Raw genomic sequence first — 18,918 nt, forward strand, 5'->3', positions numbered from 1 at the left:
CGTTGTCGATTGATGCGAAATCTTTAGCAACACCGCCGTATACTTTTGCAAGTACGTTAGTGATTGCTGCAGTTAGTGTAGTTTTACCGTGGTCAACGTGGCCGATTGTACCAACGTTTACGTGCGGTTTTACGCGTTCAAACTTTTCTTTTGCCATGACGGAACCTATCAGTTTTGTGTATCTAAATTACATATGAAAATAATCCACCAGAGGTAGATTAAGTTAATTTTTTCAAATAGTATTTTCTGACAGATAAAGGAAGTAATCAAGGAGATTCTTAGGACTGGTGCTGATAGGCAGAGTCGAACTGCCGACCTCACCCTTACCAAGGGTGCGCTCTACCAACTGAGCTATATCAGCAACACAAGAACTGGAGCGGGCAGCGGGAATCGAACCCGCATCATCAGCTTGGAAGGCTGAGGTAATAGCCATTATACGATGCCCGCATAAAAATCTGTTCTTAAACTACCTCTAACCGTCAAGAATAAAGTGGTGGAGGGAGCTGGATTCGAACCAGCGAAGGCTGAGCCGTCAGATTTACAGTCTGATCCCTTTGGCCGCTCGGGAACCCCTCCACGATAATTCTCTACTAATTCACTTCCGGTAAAAGGAAAGTGGTGCCGACTAACCGAGTCGAACGGTTGACCTACTGATTACAAGTCAGTTGCTCTACCAGCTGAGCTAAGTCGGCACTGCTTTAGTACGGGGCGAGATATTAGAGTAAGGTTTATTGGGATGCAACAATAAAATTAAAAAAAGTGTAAATTTTTAGTTTAAATGCTCAATATTCACGCGAAAACGCGTTTTTTGCACTTTTTTATACTGTTTCGGTTAATTCGTACCAATAATTCAATCCCTTCATTACGAGCAATGAATCAAAAATACTTCCTGCAAATTGCTGCTGCAATAGTGAGCCATAGCCACCAGCAAAAATAATTTGTGTTGCTTGTTCTGTTTTTTGAGCCGTTAAATTCAGCTTAGCTTGCTCAATTGCCCCGATGGTTGCCACTAAGGCACCGTTTTTTAAACCATTTGGCGTGTTTTTACCCAATTCATTAGTAAACGGTGTTTTACCGTCATCAAAAACACGTTGGGTGTTTTGTGTAAGCGATGAGGTCATTAAATCAAGCCCGGGTAAAATCCAGCCACCTAAATGTAGGCCTTCACTATTGAGCACATCAATTGTTGTCGCAGTACCCGCATCAACAACAATACATACTGTGTTTGGATATAACGTAAAGCCTGCAATAAGCGCAAGCCACCTGTCTATGCCTAAGTTACCCACATGCTCGTAAGCGCATACAAGATCTCCAAGCGTTTTGGTTACCTTGGCCTCAAAGCTAGTAATATTATTACTAGCCGCTTGCGCGAGAATATCGTTTAGTAAATCACTGCGCCCTACGCACGCATAAATCACTTCGGTTATTTGCACCCAAGGTAGATTATTTATATCTGCTGGTTGTGCTTGCTCGTTATGCCACAGCACAGCTTTTAGTGATGTATTTCCTACGTCGATCAGTAATCTCATACTTGCGCCTTTCTGAGGGAGACTTCCCCACCGTAATAACTTTTTACTTCACCATCTTGGCGAATTCGTATTCCACCTTGTGGGTCAATACCTTCGCATATTCCACGCCAGCTTCGGTGTCCTGTATTTAGCTCAACATAATCGCCAGCAAACGCATTAAGCGAATTCCATTGCTCATACATATCTTGTAAGCCAGTTTGGCGATACTGCACTAAACGCTGCTCTAAATGATAAGTAAGTGACGCCACCAGCTGGTTTTTATCAAGCTTTTGAGTATGTTGATTTAAGTCGGTCCACGCTTGGTCTATATGTTGGCTAAAACTCTCAGGCATTTGTAAATTAATACCTATACCAATCACTAACTGACAAGGTCCTTGCGGTTGCCCATCTAATTCAACCAATACACCTGCAAGTTTTTGTTTATTTATATAAATATCGTTAGGCCATTTAAGCTCTACGTCAATTTGGTATAACGCTTTAATTGCATCATAAACAGCAAGGCCTACCGCAATTGATACACCCATTGCAGCTTGAAGCCCGTCATCTAAACGCCAAAAGTAACTGTAATACAGATTAGCGCCAAATGGGGATTGCCAAACACGGCCGCGTCGGCCGCGCCCTGCTTGCTGCATTTCGGCAACAATAACAGTGCCAGACTCAAGCGCTGTTTTAGCCTGTATACGGCGCATAAGCTCGCTGTTGGTCGAATCAATAATAGGGTGTACTTCTACATCGGCAGTATTAGCACCTAGCGCTTTGTAGTGCTGATCAATTTGTGTTTTATTTAAAAGGCCCACCTGACTATTCAAACAGTAGCCTTTGCCAGTCACTTTAAAAATATCCAAGCCCATTTCTTGTAACGTTTTGATATGTTTACTCACCGCAGCTCGGCTAATTCCTAGCTTTTCACCCAAGGCTTGGCCAGATACAAAGCCCCCTTGGTTAAGTGCATTTAAAATAGCGAGTTTGTTTCCATCAGGTGCTTTCATTGCTCAGGCTCCGCGTTAATATGGCATTCGCTGCGCGCATCCATTAAACGTACTTCGTGCTCTAACATAATGTTGTAACGCGTATAAACAACTTGCTGAATGTGTTTAATCATTTTTATTAGGTCACCACCTTCACTATTTCCGTGATTAACAAGTACTAGTGCTTGTTGTTGATGCACTTCTATACCTGCCTCGCGGTGCCCTTTTAAACCACTTTGATCGATTAACCAACCTGCTGCGACCTTGTGATGACTTTGCCCATATTCGTAATGAGGTAAATCTGCAAATTGCTTTAATAGCTCAGCTAACTGCTGGTTGGTTATTATTGGGTTTTTAAAAAAGCTACCCGCATTGGCAAGTGTATATGGGTTAGGTAATTTGCTATTGCGAGTTTGTATTACTTGATCGAATACTGCTTGCGGGGTAATGCTTGAGAGCTGTTGCAGGGGGCCATAACTTAATACTGGTTGCCATTTTTTTGGGAGCGCTAAATGCACTTGCGTGATCACCGCTTTATTTTTGAGAGTATTTTTAAATATTGAGTCTCTGTAAGCAAATTCACATTGCTCGTTATTTAGTGAATGCATAGTTTTAGTGGTTATATCAAAGTACTCTACCAACTCAACAAATTTAGCTATCTCAACGCCATAAGCACCAATATTTTGTACCGGTGATGCACCAACAGTGCCCGGTATAAGTGCTAGATTTTCAAGCCCGGGTATATTTTTCTCTAATAAATAACTGACTAGTTGATGCCAGTTTTCGCCTGCAGCAATACTTATTAGTGTGTCGCTCTCACGCTCGGTGATTTTAATACCTTTTAAGGCTATTTTTATAACCGTACCCATGTAGTCATTTAAAAATACGGTATTACTGCCCTCGCCTAGCAAACAAAACGGTGCACTAAAACTTTGCGTTTTAAGTTGCTCAAGCTGAGTAATTTCAACAAAATTTTGGCATTGGCTGTTTAATGCGAATGTATGTAAGGAGTGTAATGAATGCGCCACAAAGCTCTCTAAAAATACCGGTAACTAATCGCAATAGTTTACCTCATCGTCGCAAATGTGGCACTAGATTGTAAAAATCACTCAACCCACCGTGTCAATCGTGATATAAAACCAGCACTTTTTTATTTGTGTTCAGAGTAATGATGAAAATTAAACCTCTTTTTTTAAGCCTCGCTATGGCGGGTATGTGTTCGCAAGCAATGGCTAATGCGATTGACCAAAACTCGTATGCTAACCTTGATGATGTTGTTACTACTCACTTAAACCTTGATTTAGATGTCGACTTTGCCGACAAGCAGTTAGAAGGTTTTGTTGAGCATACTCTTCAGTGGAACAACAGCAAAAGCAGAACTCTCGTACTTGATACCCGCGACTTAGACATTGATAAAGTAATGTACAAAGATCAAAGTGGTAACTGGAAAAAGGCGACTTTTGATTTAGCTAAGCGAGATGACGTTAAAGGTTCAAAGCTTACTATTGTGTTTAAAAACCAAGCTGAATTAGTTCGTATTTACTACAACAGTCGTCCAGAAGCATCTGGCCTGCAATGGTTAACACCAGAGCAAACGGCAAGTAAAACGCATCCATTTATGTACAGCCAATCGCAAGCAATTCATGCACGTAGTTGGATCCCAGTGCAAGATACACCCGCAATGCGTGTAACTTACTCTGCACGAATTCATACACCAAAAGATATACGTGCTGTAATGAGTGCCGATAACAAAGATGCGCTTTATAAAGATGGCGACTACATTTTTGATATGCCACAAGCAATTTCACCTTACCTAATTGCTATTGGCGCAGGTAACTTAGAATTTAAAGCAATGTCGCACCAAACGGGCATATTTGCTGAGCCTACAATTTTAGATGCCTCAGTTGCTGAATTTGACGACACTCAAGCCATGATCGACAAAACAAACGCCATGTACGGCGAATATGCATGGGGTCGCTACGACTTATTAATGCTACCGCCAAGTTTTCCGTTTGGTGGCATGGAAAACCCACGCTTATCATTTATAACCCCAACGGTTGTTGCCGGTGATAAAAGCTTAGTTAACCTTATTGCCCATGAGCTTGCTCATTCTTGGTCAGGTAACTTAGTAACTAACGCAACGTGGGAAGATTTATGGTTAAACGAAGGTTTTACCTCGTACGTTGAAAACCGCATTATGGAAGAAGTATTTGGTCGTGACCGTGCGGTTATGGAACAAGCACTTGATTCAGCGTCTTTACGCGCACAAATTAAAACAATTGATGCACCAGATACACGCCTTAATTTAAAGCTTAATGGCCGCGACCCAGACGATGCGTTTAGCTCAGTGCCTTACACTAAAGGTCAGTTATTTTTAATCTATCTAGAAAACAAATATGGCCGCGATAAGTTTGACCCGTTCGTAAAAGCGTACTTTAAAGAGTTTTCGTTTAAATCACTTACTACCGCGCAATTTGTTACTTACTTAAAAGCTAACTTAATTGAGAAGTACCCTGGTGTTGTAAGTATGGATAAAGTAAACGAATGGATTTTTGAGCCTGGCTTACCAAGTGATGCGCCAAACCCTACTTCTGATGCATTTGATAAAGTAGATACTGCAACAGCAGCATGGTTGAAAGGCGACACAACAGCAGCTCAACTACCAACGGCTGATTGGTCTGTACATGAGTGGCTACACTTTTTAAATAACTTACCACGCGATTTAAGCATAGAGAAAATGAGCGAGCTTGATAGTGAATTTAACCTAACGCAATCAACTAACGCTGAACGTGCGTTTGCTTGGTTTATGCTAGCAGTAGGTAATGGTTATCAACCAATTTATCCTGCGCTTAATAAGCACTTATCAGGTATTGGCCGTCGTAAGTTAATTGTGCCGTTATATAAATCACTTATCACTAACGGTAAAAAAGACTGGGCACAAAGCGTGTACTTAAAAGCACGCCCTGGGTATCACCCTCTTGCGCAAGGTACTATTGACGCATTATTTGAATAAATAGCGTTAACTAGAAACTAAAAAGGGCCAAATTTGGCCCTTTTGTTTTTCTGTTATTTTACTTTGTTACTTTTTCTAAAAAAGCTTTACGCTCTGCAGTTGTGGCTTGTTGCCACCAAAAATCAAGCATTTGCGGCGCACTTGGCATTCCTTTACCTGTAATTGGTGCTATCGGCTTTATCGGCTGACTAGGACGTGAAGGTCCTGCAGGCAATGTATTTTGCATTACCGGTTTATTGCTTGCTAGTTGCGTGTTAGAAATAACACTTAAAGGCTTAGCAACAGCGCTACTTTTTGCTTTTAAACTAACTTGTGGTGCTTCTGCAAATACTTTTGCAGATACTGCATTTTCAGCACGATTAAACACTAAGGTATAATCTTTACCTGCTTCAACAGTTACACTTACCCAAAATGGTTCCGACTCCACAACTTCGTGCGTGTCATAATCATCTTCATATAAATCGGTGTACTTTAGCCTAAGCTGATAAGTTCCGGGAGCAAGCTCTACATCATCAATACGACTAAACAAAGAGCTTTCTAGCATTTTATCGCCCACTTGCAGTGGTACAAATTCTTCTGGAAAGTGAATATTCTCAGCATTAGCCGAAAAACTAAGTAGTAATGCAACTGCACTACTTATTAAAATTGGTTTAAGCATATTAACTCCTTTATTTGATTTCAGTTTGACACTGCTTTGAAAGTTTGTCATTAGTGAGCTTAAAATTCACAACACTTAATTAGGAACACACTATGAGCCAAGAAACTATTTTTACCAAAATCATTAATCGTGAAATCCCGGCAGATATTATTTACGAAGATGAAAACACTCTCGCATTTAAAGATATAAACCCACAAGCGCCATTTCATGTGTTAATTATCCCAAAAAAAGCAATTGCTACTATAAATGATATAAATCCTGAAAACTCACATTTAGTAGGCAACTTATACGTAGTTGCAGCTAAATTAGCTAAGCAACATAATTTTGCTGAGGACGGATACCGCGTAGTTATGAACTGTAACGAACATGGTGGGCAAACTGTTTATCACATACATTTACACATGCTTGGCGGTAAAGAAATGGGCTGGCCACCTTATCAAAATGTAAAAAAAGTAAAATAATTAAAAGTTTTTATTAAATTGTTCCACTCAATTAATTAGTTACAAATGTTATGATTTTTCATAGTTATAAAGAATAAATAGTTACTTATTTGCAACATTTTGTGTTTAAATAATCGTAATATCGTATTTGTTATTGAGTACATCAGCGATTTTCTAATACAAAAGGTGTGGAAGTCGTGGTAAACTTAGTCAGTCAGCTTTATAAAAGAGTATAAAAAACATGAGCAGTTCAGCCTTTTTGTTATTAGATCAAGAGCCAATTAACACTATTGGTATTAACGTTTTAGAACCTTTGTTAAAAACGCAAGGCCTTGACGTAACCACAGGTACTAATATTTTAGACATACCTGAAGGGACTCGACTTTTGTTTATTGAAACATCAAGCAAGGATGCATGGGGAAAACTAAAAGAACAACTAGTAAACCTACGTATTAAATGCGATATCATATTATTTAATTTAGACGAAAACCCTGAGCTTGCTAATCGTGCATTGTTAAGCGGTATTCGTGGCGTATTTTACACAACAGATAACGCCGATGTATTAATGAAAGGTATTCGCTTACTACTTGAAGATCAACTTTGGTACCGTCGCGATATTATGTGTAATGCATTAAATCGTATGCTGCAATTTAATAAAGATGCGCTGCATAAACTAACCGAAGGTGATATTGAGCCTGTTAAACTTACTAAGCGAGAAAAAGCAATAATCTCACTAATGAGTAAAGGTTCGAAAAATAAAGAGATCGCAGAAGATTTAAGTATTAGTCCACATACTGTTAAAACACATTTATACAGCGCATTTAGAAAAACCAAATGTCGTAACCGTATTGAACTTCTATCGTGGGCACAACAAAATATCCCTGATGAAATTCGTTAATCAAATATTTAGTTTAAATTTAAAAGCAGACACTTAGGTGTCTGTTTTTGTATGTGTTACACACTTATTTAATACCAATTTGCTTGCCTAAGTGATCTGTTTTGATAATTGGTATAAGTGTATACTTTTGATAATCTTAGTTTAATAGCTACTTTGCTGGAATATTAATGCTCGACTCCTTCACTCTTTATTTTGCCAGCATCGCCATCATGGTCGTAATGACCTTACTTAACTTTTTGACATGGCGAACAAACAAACAAATATCGGGCACGCTGCTATACATTTTTTATCCCATATTGCTATTAGGCTCTGTTATTGGCTTTACTCTTGTTGGTGATACACATAATTTAGTAATTATTAGCGCTGCCAGTAGCATGATGTTTGCCGCATCAATAGTGCACTGCCTTTCACTTAGTCAATTTTTAAATTATCGCGGTATTGGTTTTAAATTACTCTGCTCAGTGACCGCTTTTTGCACTGTAATGCTTGGCTATTACACCTTTTTTGACCCATCTTTACACGAAAGAGTGATTGCATCCGATATACAACACATAGCAGAAGCCGGTTTTTTACTGTTTATATTTATTAAGTGTGCACGCAAACCCTATCCTAATGGCAGTATTGTATACATAACCATTTTAACGCTTGTTGCTTTAAGCTTTATTGGCCGCTCGTTATTTATGGATAACATTGAACAAAAAAATCTTTTAGTAAACGGCTGGTTTAGCTCTTTGCTATTTTTAAATGGCGTGATTGCACCCATGTTTTATGCTGCAGGTATGGCGTTATTATGTAATGAGCGCAGAGAGCAGCACCTCAATAAATTAGCCGATAAAGCACAAAAAGATTTAGAAATACGCGGGCTCTTTTTATCAACTATAAGCCACGAAATTCGCACGCCGCTAAACGGTATTTTAGGCAGCGCCCAACTTGTTATGAACCAAACAAGTGATACCCGCAATAAAGCCTATTGCGAAGCGATTATAAATTCTGCCGAATCACTTAACTTATTGGTAGATAAGGTCCTTGATTACGCGAGCCTAGATCAAAGTGACGAAGCGCTTTACGAAGAAGATGTAGAGTTTAAAACATGGCTTAATAATTTATGTTTATTACTAAGCCCTCTCGCCGAGCAAAAGCAACTCAAGTTTGAACTAATATGTAATATTCCTGAGCAAGCCTGTTATTACTGCGACCAGCAAAAACTTAGGCAAATAATTATTAATTTAGTGGGTAATGCCATTAAGTTTACAGACCACGGAACCGTTAAAATTCAGGTTGATTTAGTATTAGAAAAACAACTTGAGCACACTATAAAAATTAGTGTCAAAGATTCAGGGCCAGGTATAGAAAATGATGAGATAGCCTACTTAACAGAACCTTATGTACAAAGTAGTGCAGGAAAAGAGAAAGGCGGAACCGGCCTTGGTTTAGCTATTACCAGTCGCCTGCTTGAAAAGCTCAGTAGCCGACTCGAAATAGCCAGCCAGCTTGGTACTGGTAGTGTATTTAGCTTTACCGTTACTTTTACTTTAGGTGAATTAAGCCTTGTAGAGCAGCGCCATCAAACTAAAGATTACTTAACAGGTCTTAATGTACTACTGGTTGAAGATTTAGATTTAAATCAAAAAATTGCTATAGAATTTATGGCCGACGATGAACACAAAATTAAGCTCGCAAAAGATGGGAAAAGCGCCATAGAGCTCATGCAAGCTCACCACTTCGATGTTGTTTTGCTTGATATGAATCTACCTGATTTAACAGGCCAAGAAGTACTTAAACGTCTAAAACGCATTGATCATAAAAATCAACGAACTCCAGTACTCGCATTTACTGCAAGCCTTAGCCCAGACGAAGTAAAAGAGTATTTAGAATTAGGAATAAAAGACATTGTAGGCAAGCCTATTAAGCACGAAAAGCTTCGCCAAGCACTTAGCGACTCTCAATCTAATCAAACTGCGAGTATTGCAGTAGAGCTTATTGATACGTTGTATGACAAAACAGCGGCCGAAACACTCACCAGCTCGTTTAGTGAAGATGAAGTATCGTCGATTTATAATGAGTTTGTGCTTTCGGCGCGTAACAAGCTAATTCGCTGTCAAAAGCTTATTGATCAACAACCAGAGCAATGCATTAAGCTTTTACATCGCCAAGCAAGTACCGCTCTGCAACTTGGTTTTAATCGCTATGGTATTGAGCTGAAAAAAATAGAACGTCGTTTACTCGATAAAAAGCCACACAACGATATGCTTGATGAAGCGTTAGATCTGTGGCAACGCAGCTTAGAGCAATATTTAAAGTTTGTGCGTGGGCAGTTAGAGTAATAGTGAATTAGCTTTAAAAATAGCTAATTATTAGCCTCTTCCATATTTATCATCAAATCGCTCTATATCGCTTTCATCAAGTACAGCACCGGTTTGCACTTCAATGACAATTAACGGCTCTTTTTGATTATTAGCCAAGCTATGAATTTGTTTTGCGGCGATATAACACGATTGGTCGTGCGTTAGCGTATGCGCTTGCTCATTAATACACACATCTGCAATACCCGAAACCACAACCCAATGTTCAGCACGATGCTGATGGCGCTGCGTCGAAAGCTTAGCACCGCTATTAACAGTAATTTTTTTAACTTTAAAGCCAGTGCCTTCAACCAAAGTACGGTAATTCCCCCATGGGCGAAAAACCACTTGATGATGGTTAAGTTTATCGGCCTGTGTTGTAGCAATTTGCTTAAGCAACAAAGGCAAAGAATCTAGCTCATTTTGGTTTGCAATTAACGTGGCATCATGAGTATGAATAATTGCTAAATTGCTTACTCCAAGCGTGGCAATAGTGTGTTCAGTCTCGTTAATAACTAAGTTATTAGTGCTTTTTTGAGCCATATAATTAGCATTTAAGCTATTACCGTTTTCATCTTTTTTTGTAAGCGCATCAAGGGATGAAAAACTACCTACATCACTCCATTTTAAATCAACAGGCATAACAACTACGTTATTACTGCGCTCTAAAATAGCGTAATCAATTGAATCGCTTGGGCAGTGCTCAAGCGCACTACTGCTTGGGCGGGTAAACCCTAAATCTTTAGTAAATTGTGTTGCTGCAGCGACACTCGTTGCTATTTTTGGCGCAAACCGCTCGAGCTCTTTTAAATAGGTCGCTGGGGTAAATAAAAACATGCCGCTATTCCAGCTATAACCACCTTGAGCTAAATAACGGTTCGCTGTATCTAAGTCAGGCTTTTCTTTAAATTGAGCAACATCGTAACAACCCGTTCCAGCAATAGCCGCGCCTTGTTTTATATAGCCATAACCAGTATGCGGTTCTGTAGGCGTAATAGAAAATGTAACTAGCTTTCCTTGCGCAGCAAGTTTTACAGCTTCAGGGAGCTTAGCTGTTAATACATCAAAGTTTTTAATATGATGATCGGCAGGCATCACTAATAGCGGACCGGTAATCCCATTTTGCAGTGCATAGTGGGCGGCTAATGCGATGGCAGGAGCGGTATTTTTACCTTTGGGTTCGAGTAATAATGCAGTAGGAATTGAGCTTGCAGCTTGCTCGGCGGCAATAAATCGGTGCTGCTCATTACACACTAAAATAGCATTATCAAACAACTCATTAGAAACACGCGCCAATGTACTTTGCAGTAATGACGTGTTTTCATTTAGTAGTGGTAAAAATTGTTTAGGCATTGCTTGGCGAGAAAGCGGCCACAAGCGAGAGCCTATGCCACCAGCTAAAATTACAGGAGTGATTAAAGTGTTCATAATGTATATTAGCCGCCAACAAAAATATCTGCGACTATTTTAACACTTTATTGGCTCTGCGCTAAATTAACGTGTCTATATTAATGTAAAAGGGTCTGCATCTAAATAGGCAGGAAACGCTGCTTTAAACTCATCCAGTGGTGCTTTTTCAAGTGTGATAGTAACTAGTTGCTCTGCGTCATCTTGCGCTTTAGTTAACGCATCGCCTTTGAAGTCGTATACTGCGGTACCGCCATTGTGCGCCACACCATTACCGTCGTCACCCACACGATTAACGCCTACTACGTAACACAGGTTTTCCATTGCACGCGCCATAAGTAACGTATCCCAAATATGGCGGCGCACAGCAGGCCAGTTTGCTACGTTTATCATTACATCGTAGTCGTTATTATTACGTTGAAATACCGGAAAGCGCAGGTCGTAACATACCTGCGGTAATAGTTTAAAACCATTGATTTCAAAAACTTTGCGTGCTTGCCCTGCTACAACGTAGTCGCCCTCACTGCCTAAGCGAAATAAATGGCGCTTATCGTAATAACTCACCTCTCCATCGGGTTTTACCCAATAAAACCGATTTGCTTTTTTATCGCCTTGTGCAACAAGTACCGAACCCGCAATAAACGCATTATGTTTATGAGCCTGCGCCTTTAACCACGTCAGTACTTTACCGTTTTCGGGCTCTGCACAATCTAAATTAATAGCAAAGCCAGTCGAGAATGTTTCGGGCAATAAAATAAGATCGGGCTGATGCGTAATTGACTCAAGCTGCTTATTAAACATGGCTAAATTAGCATCTTTATCAAGCCAATAAAGCGAGCTTTGCAATGCTGTAATGGTTAAAGTTGACATAATATTTGCGCAGCCTCTATGAGAGTGTTGTCGTTTTTAGCAAAGCATAAACGAATGACTTTGTCGGTTGGTGGATTTTGATAAAAAACACTTAACGGAATAGCCGCAACACCGGCTTGCTCAACTAACCAGTGGCAAAAATCAACATCGTTTAAATCCGATACATCGCTGTAATCTAACAATAAAAAGTAAGTGCCCTGGCTAGGTAAAATTTTAAAACGGCTGTTACTTAAATGACTCGCTAATAAGTCTCGTTTTTGCTGATAAAACCCACTTAGCTCATCTATATGCTCGCCTTGCTGCTCGAGCATATCGGCAAGCGCATGCTGTGCGGGGGTAAAACTTGAAAACGTAACGTACTGATGAATTTTTCTAAATTCGACAGCTAAATCTGCAGGTGCAATACAGTAACCCATTTTCCAGCCCGTGCTGTGAAACGTTTTACCAAAACTCGATACAACAAAGCTTTTGGCAAATAATTCATCATCGCGTAATACGCTTAAATGCGGTTGTTCATCAAACGTAATGTGCTCATATACCTCATCGCTTATTACATACAAATTGTGAGTACCAACTAACTCTTTAAGCGCTTTTATATCTTGTGGCTGTAATATTTTACCGCTTGGGTTATGAGGCGTATTAATAATAATTGCACGGGTATTTTTAGTAATTGCTTGGCTTACTACTTGCCAATCAATAGTGTAATTTGGCGCACTTAAAGCAATGTGTACTGACTTTCCACCAGCGAGTTCAATTGCCGGTTGGTAAGAGTCATATGCAGGGTCAAATACAATCACTTCATCACTTGGGCGCACAATTGTTTGAATAGCCACAAACAATGCCTCTGTTGCACCTGAGGTAACAGTAACTTGATCAGCTGCGTTGATATCAGCTGCATATTTGCGCTTTGCTAAATCAGCAATTTGTTGCTGTAATCGTGGTACACCACTTGAAGGTGAATATTGATTAACGCCCTGCTGCACATAATAATTTAACTGCGTTTTTAAAAGATCAGGAGCATCAAACTCAGGAAAGCCTTGAGAGAGATTAATTGCCGAAAACTCATTAGCCAACCCGCTCATTTGGCTAAATATACTAACGCCTAAATTTGGTAATTTACTTTCAAACACGTGATGCCCTTAATGATGGTTTTGCGCTTAAAGCGATGCTATCATTGCTTAAAACAGAAGTATAGCCGTCTAAAAACAATTAACTTTACGCTCATTAGTGAGGAATGTATGCAAAACAATACCGCTATTTCACAACTTATTGAAGCCGGAAAATGGGTTAGCCAAAAAGGCTGGGTACCCGCAACAGGTGGAAACTTTTCAGCTCGTACTAGCACTGGCTTTGTTGTTACAGCAAGTGGGCACGATAAAGGCTCACTGACGCAAGAGCATTTTTTGCAATTAGATCACCAAGGCGAGCGCCTAGCAGGAGCTGTAAAGCCATCGGCAGAAACACAATTACACCTAAGTTTGTATCAGCTTATACCTGATGCACAGTGTGTTTTGCATACTCACTCTGTAGCCGCCACCGTACTGTCGCAAATTACCCAAAGGCATCAGCTTGATTTAACAGGCTATGAAATGCAAAAAGCACTGAGCGGCTTTACTTCGCATTTAGAAACGCTGAGCATTCCTATTTTCGATAACGATCAAGATATTGACCGATTAAGCCTGCTGGTCAGTGACCATCATTTACATACACCAATAGAGCATGGCGTACTTATACGTGGTCATGGCTTATATGCTGTAGGGCGCAATATTGATGAAGTTCGCCGCCACCTAGAAGCCTTAGAGTTTTTATTTAGTTGCGAACTAGAGCGCCTAAAAATAATAGGTATTCAAGCGGGAGTAACTAAATGATTAAAGCCATTTTAACCGACATCGAAGGTACAATAACCCGCATCTCGTTTGTTAAAGAGGTGCTGTTTCCTTACGCGGCAAAGCAATTACCTACCTTTGTACGTGCCAATGCTAATAAGCCAGATGTAGCTGAGCAAATTAGTGCCGTAAAAGCCCTTATCGAAAAGCCAAACGCCAATATAGAAGAAGTCATTACCACCTTACTTACCTGGATTGATGAAGATAAAAAAATCACTCCACTTAAGCAGTTACAAGGCTTAATCTGGCAAACAGGGTATGAACACGGTGATTTTAAAGGTCATTTATACCCAGATGCATTTGATTTTTTACAAGCTCAACACAACAACGATATTACTTTGTATGTGTACTCGTCAGGGTCGGTAAAAGCGCAGCAGCTACTTTTTAAATACAGTGATTATGGCGACATTCGCAGCTTGTTTACTGACTTTTTTGACACCAAAGTTGGCGTAAAACAAGAGCAAACAGCCTATAACACTATTGTTGATCTGTTACCGTTTAAAGCAGCAGAAATACTCTTTTTAAGTGATGTAGCCGGCGAGCTTGATGCCGCGCAAGCTGCGGGCATAAAAACATTACATTTAATTCGTGATGGGCAAGCAAACACCAAAACACATCCTTATATTAATGACTTTAGCCAATTTAAATTGGAGCAATTAGTATGAGCCAATTAACAGTGTATGCCGACAACAATGCAAACAAAGCACTTGTAAGCACATCAAATGCTGATGATATTGCAAAGCAACTAGCTAAAGTAAACGTACGTTTTGAACAGTGGCAAGCAAATGCAGATATTAATGAGCACACCACCCATGAGCAAATTATTAGTGCGTACAAAAACGATATAGATCGGTTAAAAACTGAAAATGGCTATCAAACAGTAGACGTTATATCTCTAGCTAAAGGTAATCCTGCCTCATCAGAGCTGCGCAAAAAGTTTTTATTTGAACATACTCATAGTGAAGACGAAGTACGTTTTTTTGTAAAAGGCCAAGGGCTATTTTGCCTACATTTAGACAATAAGGTTTATCAGGTACTTTGCCAACAAGGCGATTTAATTTCAGTGCCTGAACTTACCCCGCATTGGTTTGATATGGGAAGCGCTCCTGAGTTTACTGCCATTCGCTTATTTAACAATACAGAGGGCTGGGTAGCAAAAAGTACTGACTCGTCTATTGCAGAGCAATTTCCCTTACTCGATTAATAAAGCTCAGTGCACGCATGCCTAAACTATATTTTCTATAAGCGTATTTATGCAATTTGCAGGATGACTTCAATCACTTAACTCTGTAATATTATTTTAGCAATGCAGCTGATAAAGAGTAACTTTCCAATGGTGAACGAACAATATCAAAAGTCTAAACAACAACTAGCCTACTCACGTAAGCAAGTTGAAAAGGCTGGTCGTATTTTTCGTAAAAATGAAGGTGATTTTGACTTTGCAATAGAGGTTGTACAAAACTATCGTGCAGCACATTTATATCCGCTGACTATTATTAAAAACCTCGTATGGAAACATGTAAAAAAGCTTCATTTGCTAGAATCGGCGACTATAGTTAGACGCTTAAAGCGCTTGCCAACTATTATAGATAAGTTACAAAGAGCCTCGTTGGATGGTAAAAGTGAAAACGCAATAAATCTGAAGCGAATGCACGACATAGGTGGCTGCCGAGTAATCTTAGATAATCTAGAGCATCTATATCAACTCAACGCAAGTTTAGATTCGAGTAGAGCAGTTCATAGCGTTAAATCATATGATTATATTGAAAACCCAAAAGCGACAGGCTATAGAGGTATTCATCGTGTTTATAAAAGTTATAACAATTTAAAATCTCACGATTATAAAGGCTTTCAAATTGAAGTACAGTTACGCACTAGGCTTCAGCACCTTTGGGCTACTACTGTTGAAATTGTAGATATTATTGAAAAAGAAACACTAAAAACCAATCCCCAAGCAGCCGACACAGATTGGAAGCGATTATTTTTTATCATGGGTGAGTTTCTTGCAGTCAAAGATGGTTCAAATCAATTAAGTTCACAACAATCGCAGACCTTTGTTGATGAGCTTTCGGCACTAAATAAAAAGCTAGCCGCATTTCATAAGCTTGATGCATTTAATCGCGCATTCCAAGTTGACGAAATTAAAAATAAATCGAAAGATACAGGCTTTGCTTTACTCGTTCACAACACAGAAACACAAATGGGTCGAGTCTTTTTATATGCAGAAAATAAAAAGCAAGAAGCTCTAACGCATTACGCTGAACAAGAAAAACAAACTCACAATAACGTGCTTCTAGTTGCAGGGAGCGACTTGAAATCAATAGAAAAAGCCTACCCCAACTACCTAAATAGTACCTCTGAGTTTCTTTCAGAATTCAGTCGCATATTATTGAGTTAGCTCTTTAAGTTTACCCATTAATACTTGTTGCTGGTTATACACACCCGTATCTAACACCCACCCTGTGACCAGTTTTGCCGGCGTTATATCAAATGCAGGGTTATACACATTAGCATTAGTGGGCGCCCATAAAGCCTCACCAAAGCTACCGCTAACTCCGCGCACTTCTTGAGGATTACGTTGCTCTATTTCTATATCATTACCACACGCGGTGTTGGTATCAAGCGTGGTAATAGGCGCAACTACATAAAATGGAATGTTATGGAAATACGCAAGTACGGCTAAATTATAGGTGCCCACTTTATTGGCAAAATCACCATTGGCAGCAATACGATCAGCCCCTACCACTATTTTATCCACCTTACCTGCAGCCATTAAACTCGCCGCCATATTATCGCAAATTAGAGTGTAAGGTATTTTCCAGCGCTCAAGCTCAAAGGCAGTTAAGCGACCGCCTTGTAATAATGGTCGTGTTTCATCAACCCACACATGTACGTTGCCATATTTTTGCTGCGCTTTGTAAATAACACCTAGTGCAGTACCAATACCAGCGGTTGCAAGCGCCCCTGTATTACAATGGGTTAATATGTTGTCGCCACTATTTATAAGTTCGGCGCCACGGCTTGCCATTCGCTCACACAGCTCAATATCTTCAATAAACAACCGCTCAGCTGTGGTAACAATACCGGCAACATAACCGCTTTGCGTTAAAGCTTTACGCAATGCAGCCATACAATGCATTAAATTAACCGCCGTTGGGCGAGTGGCTTCTAGCTCATTGATTGCTTTTTCAAGCTCACCTTTAACTACCCCTTGCTCAGCTAAATACGCCACTAACAAGCTCGCGCTTAAACCAATAAGTGGAGCTCCACGTACTTTTAAACTAATGATCAGCTCTTTCATGGTTTCTACATCATGGCATTGATGCCATACCTGCTGGTGAGGTAGTAAATATTGGTCGAGCACACTAAGCGACCCGTTTTCATATTTTAAACTGCTTGCGATTAAATTTTGCATAATGCTTAAGGTATTAAAAATGCGTAACGTTATTTTACACCACTTTGAATAACTCTCAAGTTGGACTTGTAGACATCTAAACATTTAAAGGTATAGAATGCTTAAAAGCTGATTTTTGAGATTTAAACCATGACTAACTATGTTGCTTTTAATGCACAGCGCGCTATCGATTATGTATCGACATTAATTGAATCTAAACAATGTAATTTTTTTGCTCCCGGACAAGCCTTATCGGCATATGAGTTTGGTGATGGCAATCTTAATTTAGTATTTAGAATTACTGATGAGCAAAACAATAGTGTTATTTTAAAGCAAGCTCTGCCTTATGCGCGTTGCGTGGGTGAGTCGTGGCCATTAACGCTTGATAGAGCTCGTATAGAAGCACAAGTTTTGCTTAATCATGGCGCTATTTGCCCAACTTATACTGCTAGGGTTTTACATTATAGTGAAATGCAAGCACTGACTATTTTAGAAGATTTAGGTAATTTACAAATACTGCGAACTGCACAAAATAATGCTGAGCAATTTCCTAAATTAGCGCAGCACGTAGCGACCTACTTAAGCCATACTGGTTTTTATAATTCAGATTTTTATTTAACCGCACAAACTAAAAAAGCGCTCGTTAGCCAATTTACTAACCCTGAGCTTTGCCAAATCACTGAAGACTTATTTTTTAGCGATCCGTACATTGAGCACGAACGCAATAACTACCCAAAGCAACTACAAAGCGAAGTTGATGCAATACACAAGAACAGCGCATTAAAGTTAGAAATAGCAAAATTAAAAGCTAATTTTTTATCTAACCCGCAAACATTACTCCATGGTGATATGCATAGCGGCAGTATTTTTGTTGATTGTAATAATACAAAGATGATCGATCCTGAGTTTGGTTTTTTTGGTCCTACTGGGTTCGATATTGGCTCTTTTATTGGTAATTTACTTTTAAATTACTGCGCACAATACGGGCATATTGAAGATTTTTTGACTCGTCGTAATTATCAAACCCACTTATTAAGCACCCTTGTTGAATGCTATACCTTATTTGAACAACATTGGCTTACGCTTATAAATGAGCACACTACTGAAGTTGCGCTAAAGGTTACAGGCTACAGTGAATACTTTATAAAAGGGGTATTACAAGACGCCATTGGTTACTGTGGTGCTGAGTTAATTAGGCGCACCATAGGGCTCGCACATGTAACCGATATAGATAGTATTGGTGATGATAAGGCGCGTCTTATAGTGCAAAAACAAACATTAGCACTAGGCGAGCAACTTATTTTGAATGCCCACACGTGCAACAACAAAGAAGCATTTTTTAGTTTATTAATAAGCCAATTAAATTAAAAAACATTAAAAAAGGCGCTCAATGCTGTCTCTTATACACAAATCCCTGCTAAGAAATTAGCGGGGATTTTTTTGAACTAAATCTCAATGTCATGATCAGATCTTCAAATCTTATTTGAGGGCACATTATGATTAACGAACATAC

At 39.5% G+C, this 18,918-nt stretch carries 18 protein-coding genes and 4 tRNA genes; 9 read left to right on the plus strand and 13 right to left on the minus strand.

The genetic code is table 11. The features are described from left to right. From I6F45_RS20490 to murB, 8 genes are all read right to left on the minus strand, one after another. Nucleotides 1–157: GTP-binding protein (locus I6F45_RS20490; protein WP_231609672.1), on the minus strand; the 157-nt coding region annotated here is incomplete at its 3' end. A 128-nt stretch (nt 158–285) separates the two neighbouring features. Next, nucleotides 286–361, minus strand: a tRNA-Thr gene (locus tag I6F45_RS20495). An 11-nt stretch (nt 362–372) separates the two neighbouring features. Then, nucleotides 373–447: transfer RNA gene (locus tag I6F45_RS20500), tRNA-Gly, on the minus strand. A 44-nt stretch (nt 448–491) separates the two neighbouring features. Next, nucleotides 492–576: transfer RNA gene (locus I6F45_RS20505), tRNA-Tyr, on the minus strand. A 40-nt stretch (nt 577–616) separates the two neighbouring features. Beyond that, nucleotides 617–692 (minus strand) — tRNA-Thr (locus I6F45_RS20510). A gap of 126 nt (nt 693–818) precedes the next feature. Beyond that, entirely contained in the window at nt 819–1,529 is a 711-nt protein-coding gene (locus tag I6F45_RS20515) for a type III pantothenate kinase (protein ID WP_197161921.1), read from the minus strand. After that, a complete protein-coding gene (gene birA / locus I6F45_RS20520; RefSeq protein WP_007579893.1) occupies nt 1,526–2,518 on the minus strand; it encodes a bifunctional biotin--[acetyl-CoA-carboxylase] ligase/biotin operon repressor BirA in 993 nt (330 codons plus the stop codon). Before birA ends, I6F45_RS20515 begins: the two co-directional genes overlap by 4 nt. Beyond that, on the minus strand, nt 2,515–3,525 hold the full coding sequence (gene murB, locus I6F45_RS20525) for a UDP-N-acetylmuramate dehydrogenase (RefSeq protein ID WP_165729506.1): 1,011 nt from the start codon (nt 3,523–3,525) through the stop codon (nt 2,515–2,517). Before murB ends, birA begins: the two co-directional genes overlap by 4 nt. A gap of 143 nt (nt 3,526–3,668) precedes the next feature. Between murB and I6F45_RS20530 the strand changes: the two genes are divergently transcribed. Beyond that, nucleotides 3,669–5,510 carry a M1 family metallopeptidase gene (locus I6F45_RS20530; RefSeq protein WP_165729507.1) on the plus strand — a complete coding sequence of 614 codons (1,842 nt, stop codon included), beginning with the start codon at nt 3,669–3,671 and terminating at the stop codon, nt 5,508–5,510. A gap of 58 nt (nt 5,511–5,568) precedes the next feature. Here I6F45_RS20530 and I6F45_RS20535 read toward each other — a convergent pair whose 3' ends face one another. Next, the gene (locus I6F45_RS20535; RefSeq protein WP_121955040.1) at nt 5,569–6,168 is read right to left on the minus strand and encodes a DUF2057 domain-containing protein; all 600 of its coding nucleotides are present in this window, start codon (nt 6,166–6,168) and stop codon (nt 5,569–5,571) included. A gap of 92 nt (nt 6,169–6,260) precedes the next feature. Here I6F45_RS20535 and I6F45_RS20540 point away from each other — a divergent pair, with 92 nt between their 5' ends. The 3 genes from I6F45_RS20540 to I6F45_RS20550 all read left to right on the plus strand — a co-directional run bounded on the left by I6F45_RS20540 (nt 6,261) and on the right by I6F45_RS20550 (nt 9,830). Next, nucleotides 6,261–6,629: a histidine triad nucleotide-binding protein gene (locus tag I6F45_RS20540; RefSeq protein ID WP_007579887.1), complete on the plus strand. Its 369-nt coding sequence runs from the start codon at nt 6,261–6,263 to the stop codon at nt 6,627–6,629. Nucleotides 6,630–6,849: 220 nt separating this feature from the next. Then, nucleotides 6,850–7,506 carry a helix-turn-helix transcriptional regulator gene (locus I6F45_RS20545; RefSeq protein WP_004334929.1) on the plus strand — a complete coding sequence of 219 codons (657 nt, stop codon included), beginning with the start codon at nt 6,850–6,852 and terminating at the stop codon, nt 7,504–7,506. A gap of 167 nt (nt 7,507–7,673) precedes the next feature. After that, complete coding sequence (locus I6F45_RS20550; RefSeq protein WP_165729508.1) at nt 7,674–9,830, plus strand: response regulator; 2,157 nt, start codon at nt 7,674–7,676, stop codon at nt 9,828–9,830. Nucleotides 9,831–9,860: 30 nt separating this feature from the next. Here the strand turns inward: I6F45_RS20550 and I6F45_RS20555 are convergent, their stop codons facing one another. The 3 genes from I6F45_RS20555 to I6F45_RS20565 form a co-directional block, all read right to left on the minus strand. Next, complete coding sequence (locus I6F45_RS20555; RefSeq protein WP_197120154.1) at nt 9,861–11,276, minus strand: mannose-1-phosphate guanylyltransferase/mannose-6-phosphate isomerase; 1,416 nt, start codon at nt 11,274–11,276, stop codon at nt 9,861–9,863. A 75-nt stretch (nt 11,277–11,351) separates the two neighbouring features. Beyond that, a complete protein-coding gene (locus I6F45_RS20560) occupies nt 11,352–12,125 on the minus strand; it encodes an amidohydrolase (RefSeq protein WP_165740104.1) in 774 nt (257 codons plus the stop codon). Further along, on the minus strand, nt 12,113–13,255 hold the full coding sequence (locus I6F45_RS20565) for a methionine aminotransferase (RefSeq protein ID WP_197120155.1): 1,143 nt from the start codon (nt 13,253–13,255) through the stop codon (nt 12,113–12,115). Before I6F45_RS20565 ends, I6F45_RS20560 begins: the two co-directional genes overlap by 13 nt. Nucleotides 13,256–13,363: 108 nt before the next feature. On the opposite strand from I6F45_RS20565, the gene I6F45_RS20570 reads away from it, so the two are divergent. The 4 genes from I6F45_RS20570 to I6F45_RS20585 all read left to right on the plus strand — a co-directional run bounded on the left by I6F45_RS20570 (nt 13,364) and on the right by I6F45_RS20585 (nt 16,409). Next, complete coding sequence (locus tag I6F45_RS20570) at nt 13,364–13,993, plus strand: methylthioribulose 1-phosphate dehydratase (RefSeq protein ID WP_024589460.1); 630 nt, start codon at nt 13,364–13,366, stop codon at nt 13,991–13,993. Continuing rightward, nucleotides 13,990–14,676 (plus strand): acireductone synthase, encoded by a 687-nt coding sequence (mtnC, locus tag I6F45_RS20575; RefSeq protein WP_197161923.1) that lies wholly within the window; start codon nt 13,990–13,992, stop codon nt 14,674–14,676. The genes I6F45_RS20570 and mtnC overlap by 4 nt, the downstream gene beginning before the upstream one ends. Further along, a complete protein-coding gene (locus tag I6F45_RS20580; RefSeq protein WP_165740098.1) occupies nt 14,673–15,215 on the plus strand; it encodes a 1,2-dihydroxy-3-keto-5-methylthiopentene dioxygenase in 543 nt (180 codons plus the stop codon). Before mtnC ends, I6F45_RS20580 begins: the two co-directional genes overlap by 4 nt. Nucleotides 15,216–15,344: 129 nt before the next feature. Continuing rightward, on the plus strand, nt 15,345–16,409 hold the full coding sequence (locus tag I6F45_RS20585; protein WP_101217511.1) for a RelA/SpoT domain-containing protein: 1,065 nt from the start codon (nt 15,345–15,347) through the stop codon (nt 16,407–16,409). Here I6F45_RS20585 and mtnA read toward each other — a convergent pair. Further along, nucleotides 16,398–17,426, minus strand: a complete 1,029-nt coding sequence (gene mtnA, locus I6F45_RS20590) for an S-methyl-5-thioribose-1-phosphate isomerase (protein WP_165729515.1) — start codon at nt 17,424–17,426, stop codon at nt 16,398–16,400. The two genes, I6F45_RS20585 and mtnA, sit on opposite strands and share 12 nt — an antisense overlap. Before the next feature lie 129 nt (nt 17,427–17,555). On the opposite strand from mtnA, the gene mtnK reads away from it, so the two are divergent. Next, nucleotides 17,556–18,773, plus strand: a complete 1,218-nt coding sequence (gene mtnK, locus I6F45_RS20595; protein WP_197120156.1) for an S-methyl-5-thioribose kinase — start codon at nt 17,556–17,558, stop codon at nt 18,771–18,773. Nucleotides 18,774–18,918: the final 145 nt, after the last annotated feature.

Origin of the sequence: Pseudoalteromonas sp. SWYJZ19, from assembly GCF_015864375.1 — a bacterium.
GTDB lineage: Bacteria > Pseudomonadota > Gammaproteobacteria > Enterobacterales > Alteromonadaceae > Pseudoalteromonas > Pseudoalteromonas arctica.